This window comes from Geodermatophilus sp. CPCC 205506 (genome assembly GCF_051383635.1).
GTDB lineage: Bacteria > Actinomycetota > Actinomycetes > Mycobacteriales > Geodermatophilaceae > Geodermatophilus.
This window is the reverse complement of sequence record NZ_JALPKP010000010.1, coordinates 117,707-124,473: the sequence shown is the minus strand read 5'-3', so window position 1 is coordinate 124,473 and position 6,767 is coordinate 117,707. Positions and strand designations below refer to the sequence as shown.

Genomic DNA, 6,767 nt, shown 5'->3' with positions numbered 1-6,767 from the left:
CAACGCCACCCCGGCCGGGCCACGGGCCGCGCCCCGGGCGCGCCGGGCGCTGGCCACCGGTGCCGGGCCGGCGGCCGGGCGGCCGCCGCCCTGCCGCGCCTCGGAGGCCCGGCGGGCCAGCACCCGCTTGCGCAGTGCCTGCACCTCCGGCTCGCGCTCCTTGAGGTCGGCGACGATCGGGGTCGCGAGCACGATCGAGGAGTAGGCGCCCGCGGCGAGACCGACGAAGAGCACCAGCGCGAGGTCCTCGAGGGTGCCCACCCCGAGCAGACCGGCGCCGACGAAGAGCAGGCCGGCGACCGGGAGCAGCGCGATGATCGAGGTGTTGATCGACCGCATGAGCGTCTGGTTGACCGCCAGGTTGGCCGCCTCGCTCCACGTCATGCGGGCGCTGCGCTCCAGGCCCTTGGTGTTCTCGTCGACCTTGTCGAACACGACGACGGTGTCGTACAGCGAGAAGCCGAGGATGGTGAGGAAGCCGACGACCGTCGAGGGGGTCACCTCGAAGCCGATCAGCGAGTAGATGCCGGCGGTGACGATGATGTCGTGCGCCAGGGCCGCCATCGCCCCGATCGCCATCTTCAGCTGGAACCGCACCGCCAGGAACAGCGTGACGGCGAAGAGGAAGACGAGCAGCGCGAAGATCGCCTGGTCGGTGATGTCGTCGCCCCACTCGGCGCTCACCGACTCGGGGCTGACCTCGTTCGCCTGGATGCCGGCGGCGTCCGCGACCGCGTCGACGACCGCGCGCTCGGCCTCGTTGTCGAGCGCGCCGGTGCGGACCAGCACGGTGTTGCCGCCGACGATCTGGGCGCTGGCGACGTCGGCGCCGGCGTCCTCGGCGGCCTCGCGGATCTCGCCGAGCTGCTGCTCGGTCCCCGGCAGCCGGAAGCTGTTGCCCCCGGCGAAGTCGATGCCGAAGTTGAAGCCGCGGAACACGATCGAGAGCAGGCAGAGCAGCACGACGACGGCGGTGATCTTGTAGATCAGCCGGCTCCTGCCGACCACGTCCAGGCCGGCCTCGCCGTTGTAGAGCCGGTGTCCCAGTCCGGAGAGGCCACGTCGCCGGGCCGGCGCTGCCGCGGGCGGCGCACCCTCCTGCGGCAGGCCGGCGTCGGCCAGGTCCTCCTCGTCGACGGACGTGGCGCGCTCGTCCTCGGGCGTGGTCGCGTCGCCGCGGGTCATGACTCGCTCCTGTTCGTGCTGCCGGCGCCGACGAGCTGTCGGTCGGCGGCCGACCGGGCGCTCGCCGGCCGGCGGGTGTGCTCCACGCGGCCGAGCCCGGAGAACCGGCTGCTGCCGAAGGACCGGAACCGTGACAGGACCTCCATCAGCGGGTGCGTGAAGAGGAAGACCACGACCAGGTCGAGCACCGTGGACATGCCGAGGGTGAAGGCGAAGCCCTTCACGTCACCGATGGCCAGCCAGTAGAGGATCGCCGCGGCGAGGAAGCTGACCGCGTCGGCCGAGAGGATGGTGCGCCGGGCACGGACCCAGGCCCGCGGCACGGCCGAGCGCAGCGTCCGGCCCTCGCGGACCTCGTCCTTGAGCCGCTCGAAGTAGACGACGAACGAGTCGGCGGTGATGCCGAGGGAGACGATGAACCCGGCGATGCCGGCGAGGCTCAGCGTGAAGCCGATCTCCCGGCCCAGCACGACCAGGACGCCGTAGACCACCACCGCCGACAGCAGCAGGCTGGCGATCATGACCAGCCCGAGCAGGCGGTAGTAGAGCAGCGAGTACAGGAACACCAGCGCGATGCCGATCGCCCCCGCGATGAGGCCGGCCTCCAGCTGCTCCTCGCCGAGCTCGGTGGAGATGGACTGCGCGGTCGCCTGGGTGAAGGTCAGCGGCAGCGCGCCGTAGCGCAGCTGGTTGGCCAGCTGCTCGGCACTCGCCTGGTCGAACTGGCCGGTGATCGTCGTCTGGCCGTTGATGGCGCCCTGGATGGTGGGCGCGGAGACCACCCGGCCGTCGAGGGTGAAGGCGACGTTCTTGCCGACGTTGTCGGCGGTGTACTGGGCCCAGATCTCCCGGCCGTCGGCGTTGAAGTCGAGCAGGACCACCCACTCGCCGGTGGTCTGCTGGGTGCCGGCGCTGGCATCGACGATGTCGGTGCCCTCGAGGATGGCCGGGCCGAGGACGTACTTGGACTCGCCGTCCTCCGAGCAGACCGCGACGTGGTCCTCCGGCCGGTCGACCGCCCCGGTGCTCTCCCCGCCGCAGGTCAGCGTCAGGTATGCCTGCTGCGCCTGCTCCAGGGTCACCGCGGGGGCGTCCGGGTCCAGCGCCGGATCGGCGATGGCGCCGTCGGAGGGCGCTGCGGGGTCGGTCGGCGTGGCCGGGTCCGTGGGGGCCGCGGAGTCCGTGGGTGCGGCCAGGTCGGTCGGCGCGGCCGGGTCCGTGGGCTCGGCGCCGTCGGTGGACTCCGCGCCGTCCTCGGCCTGGGCCGCCGGCTCGGGGCCGGCCAGCACCGGACGGAAGCGCAGCTGCGCCGTCTGGCCCAGCTCGCGCGCCTGCTCGCCGTCGTCCCCGGGGACGGAGATGACGATGTTCGAGTCGCCCTCGGTGACCACCTCGGCCTCGGCCACGCCGAGGCCGTTGACGCGCTGCTCGATGATCTGGCGGGCGAGCTCGAGGTCCTCCGGGTCGGGTGCCTGGCCGTCCGGGGTGCGGGCGGCGAGCGTCACCGTGGTCCCGCCGCGCAGGTCGAGGCCGAGCTGGGGCGTCCGCGTGTCGCCGGTGAGGAAGACCAGGCCGTACAGGACCGCGACGATCAGCAGGAACGCGCCGAAGTACTGGCGCGCGGGGAGTTGGCGTTGGGCCACAGGACGCTCCGGGTCAGCGGGCGCGGTCGGCCGGGCCGCCGTCGGCCGGGCCGTTGGCGCCGTCGCCCGGGACCGCCGGGCCGGAGTCGGCGGCGGGGCCGGCGACCGCGGGCGTGCGCACCTCGAGGACGGCCCGCCGGGCGAAGGTGACGACGACGCCCGGGGCGATCTCCAGGTCGACGGTGTCCTCACCCAGGCGCACGACGGTCCCGTGCAGCCCGGCGGTCGTCATGACCGGGGTGCCCGGCGACAGCGACTCCTGCATCGCCTGGGCTTGGGCCTGCACCCGCTTGCGCTGCCGTGCGGGCAGCACGATGAGCAGGACGAAGGCCAGGGCCAGGAGGACGAGCGGGAAGTACTGCTCCACGACTGATGTGCCTCTCTACCGCGGGCGGCGCCGCGGTGGGTGCGGTCCGGGACGGGACCGCTCGGGTGCGTCGGTTGCGGCGCGCAGGGGCATCCGGGCGTGGCGACCGGGCGGGACGCGCGCGGCCGCGGCCGGACGGGTTGCGCGCCAGCGCTCCGCAGTCTATGCGTCGAACAGCGTCTCTGACGACGATCCCGGGGCCGGTGGGTCCGCTGTGACCCTCCCGAGGGGCACGCCGCCCCGCGGCACCGGCTGCCCGAGGTGGCGCCAGGCGGCCTCGGTGGCGACCCGCCCGCGGGGCGTGCGGGCCAGCAGCCCGGCCCGCACCAGGAACGGCTCGCACACCTCCTCGACGGTGTGCGGCTCCTCCCCCACCGCGACGGCGAGGGTCGCGACGCCGACCGGCCCGCCGCCGAAGCGCATGACCAGCGCCTCGAGCACGGCACGGTCCAGCCGGTCCAGCCCGAGGTGGTCGACGTCGTAGAGGGCCAGCGCCGCCACCGCGACCTCGCGGGTGACCCGGCCGTCGGCACGCACCTCGGCGTAGTCACGCACCCGGCGCAGCAGCCGGTTGGCGATCCGCGGGGTGCCGCGGGAGCGACTCGCGATCTCGACCGAGCCCTCCTCGGTGAGCTCGACGCCCAGGAGGGCGGCGCTGCGGGCCAGCACCAGCTGCAGCTCGGCCGGCTCGTAGAACTCCATCTGGCCGACGAAGCCGAACCGGTCGCGCAGCGGGCCGGTGAGCAGGCCGGCCCGGGTGGTCGCGCCGACGAGGGTGAACGGGTTGAGCTCCAGCGGGATGGCCGTGGCGCCGGGGCCCTTGCCGACGACGACGTCGACCCGGAAGTCCTCCATCGCCATGTAGAGCAGTTCCTCGGCCGGGCGCGCGATGCGGTGGATCTCGTCGATGAACAGCACGTCGCCGGGACCGAGGTTGGAGAGCATCGCGGCCAGGTCGCCGGAGCGCTCGATCGCCGGGCCGCTGGTGATCTTCACCGCCGTCCCGAGCTCCGAGCCGATGATCAGCGCGAGGCTGGTCTTGCCCAGGCCGGGCGGCCCGGACAGCAGGACGTGGTCCGGGGGCCGGCCGCGGCGCTTGGCGCCCTCGAGCACGAGGTCGAGCTGCCGGGCCACCTTCGGCTGACCGATGAAGTCGGCCAGCGAGTGCGGCCGCAGCGCCGACTCGACGACCCGCTCCTCGTCACCGGCCCCCGCGTCGACGGCGTCGTCCGGCCACCGGCCCGGTCCCGCCTCGGTGGCCGGCAGCGACCGGTCGAACGGGGAGCTCACGACGTCACCCGTTCGCTCACGGCCGGCCCAGCATCCGCAGCGCCTGGCGCAGCAGGACGGCGACCTGGACCGCGCCCGTCGTCGCCAGCTGCTCGTCGGCGACCGGGGACAGCTCGGCGACGGCGGTGTCGGCCTCCTTGCCGGTCCAGCCCAGCCCGACGAGCGCGGCGGACAGCTGGTCGCGCCACGGCGCCACGGGGGTGACCGACGGCAGGCCGGCCGGCGCGGCGGCACCGTCGAGCTGGGTGTCGGAGGTGGTCACGCCCAGCCGGTCGCGCAGCTCGAGGATGAGCCGCTCGGCGCCCTTCTTGCCGATGCCGGGCACCTGCATGAGCGACTTGACGTCGGCCATCGACACCGCGCGACGCACCTCCCGCGGCGGGTGGATCGCCAGCACCGCCTGCGCCAGCCGCGGCCCGACACCGTTGGCCGTCTGCAGCAGCTCGAACAGCTGGCGCTCGTCGTCGTCGGCGAAGCCGTAGAGGGTGAGCGAGTCCTCCCGGACGACCAGGCTGGTCGAGAGCCGGGCGCCCTCCCCCACCTGGAGCCGGGCGATCGTGCCGGGCGTGCACTGCACCGACAGGCCGATGCCGCCGACCTCGACCACCGCACCGTCGGGCGACACCGCCGCCACCCGGCCGCTCACGCTGGCGATCACCGGGACACCCCCGTCCAGCGCGGCAGGGTGGTGGAGCGCACCGGCGCGCCGATACCCCCCGCCAGTGCGGCGACGCGCAGTCGCTGCTGGGCCGGGCCGCGCCAGACGTGGCAGATCGCCAGGGCGAGCGCGTCGGCGGCGTCGGCGGGCTTCGGTGGGGACGCGAGCCCCAGCACCCGGGTGACCATGAGGGTGACCTGCTCCTTGTCGGCACGGCCGCTGCCGGAGATGGCGGCCTTGACCTCGCTCGGCGTGTGCCACGCGACCGGGCGGTCGGCCTGGGCCGCGGCCAGCGCCGCGACTCCGGCCGCCTGCGCGGTGCCCGTGGCCGTGCCCTTGTTGTTCTGCGTGAACACCCGCTCGATCGCCACGACGTCGGGCCGGTGTTCCCGTAGCAGGGCGGTGACGGCAGTGTGCAGCTCCAGCAGCCGCAGCTCCAGATCGAGCTCGGCGGCGGTGCGGACGACGCCGACGCCGACGGCGACCGGCCGCGACCCCGGTCGCCCGTCGACCACACCCCACCCGCACCGGGTGAGGCCCGGGTCGATCCCGAGCACCCGCATGGTCAGATCCTCCCGCCGCCGAACTGGTGTTCGACTGCCACGGTAACGGTCCCCGATCAGGGGGTCCGAACGCAACACGCCGTCGGCCTCGTCGGGGGCACCGCCCCGAGGTCCTCGATCAACCGACCCCGATGGCGATCAGCGGCGAGGCCCCCGCGTCGAGCCACTGCAGCAGGGTGCGCAGGCTGCCCCGGTCGATCGCCACGCAGCCGGCCGTCGGTGCCCCGTTCGTCACGTGCAGGAAGAACGCCGAGCCGGCGCCGGGCCGGCCACCCCGGTTGTAGTCGATGACCACCGCGGAGTCGTACACCGCCCCCGCCGCCAGCAGGTTCTCCGAGACCGACTCGTCGAAGGGGCAGGTGCCCGCCGCGCAGCGGGTGTGCTGGTTGTAGAGCGGGCTGGCCACGTCGGAGACCCACCAGTCCTGGTCGTCGACGACGCGGTAGGGCAGCCCGCTGCCCGGGTCGGCCGCGCGGCCGAAGGCCTCGGTGAGCGGATGGGTGCCGGCCGGGGTGCGGGTCGAGCTCTCGCTGGCCGCGCCGACGCCGGCCGAGCCGAGCCGGGCACGGACCGGCCCGAGCACCGCCGTCCACCCGGCGGGCCCGAGCTCCCAGGCGGTGAGCTGGGCGGTGGTCGACCCGGACGACGGCGCGACCACGGTGACCACCTGGGTCGAGCCCCCGGGGTCGACGCCGAGCGGGAGCGTCACCGGCGCGGCTGCGGGCTCGGGCTGCGCCGGGCCGGCGGCAAGCTCCGGCTCCGGCCCCGATCCCGGCACGGGACCGGCCACCGGGACCGGCGTCGTCGCCGCGGTCGCGGCGGCGGGCGGCACCGGTCGCGGCAGCACGCCCACGCCCGGCCGGTGCCCCACCGGCTCGGCGGCGGACGTCGACACGGCGGTCAGGGCCGCCACGGACGCCACCGTCCCGACCGGCGTGGCGGCGGCAGCCGGCGCCCGGGCGACCCGCGGCTCACCGATCCCCATCAGGACGGCGACCAGTGCCAGGAGCAGGCCGGCGCGGCGCGTGCGGCGTCCCCACTCCCCCGTCACCCGTCGGACG

At 75.0% G+C, this 6,767-nt stretch carries 7 protein-coding genes; all 7 read right to left on the bottom strand.

All coding sequences use genetic code 11. The annotated features are described in order from the left end of the window. The coding region (gene secF / locus MY520_RS08240) for a protein translocase subunit SecF (RefSeq protein ID WP_436691601.1) at nucleotides 1-1,185 on the bottom strand (1,185 nt) is incomplete at its 3' end. Then, nucleotides 1,182-2,828, bottom strand: coding sequence for a protein translocase subunit SecD (gene secD, locus MY520_RS08235; protein WP_436691600.1), 1,647 nt, complete (start codon nucleotides 2,826-2,828; stop codon nucleotides 1,182-1,184). The genes secD and secF, both read right to left, overlap by 4 nt. A gap of 13 nt (nucleotides 2,829-2,841) precedes the next feature. Then, entirely contained in the window at nucleotides 2,842-3,195 is a 354-nt protein-coding gene (yajC, locus tag MY520_RS08230) for a preprotein translocase subunit YajC (protein ID WP_436691599.1), read from the bottom strand. A gap of 162 nt (nucleotides 3,196-3,357) precedes the next feature. Further along, nucleotides 3,358-4,485: a Holliday junction branch migration DNA helicase RuvB gene (ruvB, locus tag MY520_RS08225; RefSeq protein WP_436691598.1), complete on the bottom strand. Its 1,128-nt coding sequence runs from the start codon at nucleotides 4,483-4,485 to the stop codon at nucleotides 3,358-3,360. A 16-nt stretch (nucleotides 4,486-4,501) separates the two neighbouring features. Then, a complete protein-coding gene (gene ruvA / locus MY520_RS08220) occupies nucleotides 4,502-5,143 on the bottom strand; it encodes a Holliday junction branch migration protein RuvA (RefSeq protein WP_436691597.1) in 642 nt (213 codons plus the stop codon). Then, nucleotides 5,140-5,706, bottom strand: coding sequence for a crossover junction endodeoxyribonuclease RuvC (gene ruvC / locus MY520_RS08215; protein ID WP_436691596.1), 567 nt, complete (start codon nucleotides 5,704-5,706; stop codon nucleotides 5,140-5,142). Before ruvC ends, ruvA begins: the two co-directional genes overlap by 4 nt. 118 nt (nucleotides 5,707-5,824) lie before the next feature. Next, nucleotides 5,825-6,757 carry a L,D-transpeptidase family protein gene (locus MY520_RS08210; RefSeq protein ID WP_436691595.1) on the bottom strand — a complete coding sequence of 311 codons (933 nt, stop codon included), beginning with the start codon at nucleotides 6,755-6,757 and terminating at the stop codon, nucleotides 5,825-5,827. Between the last annotated feature and the right edge of the window lie 10 nt (nucleotides 6,758-6,767).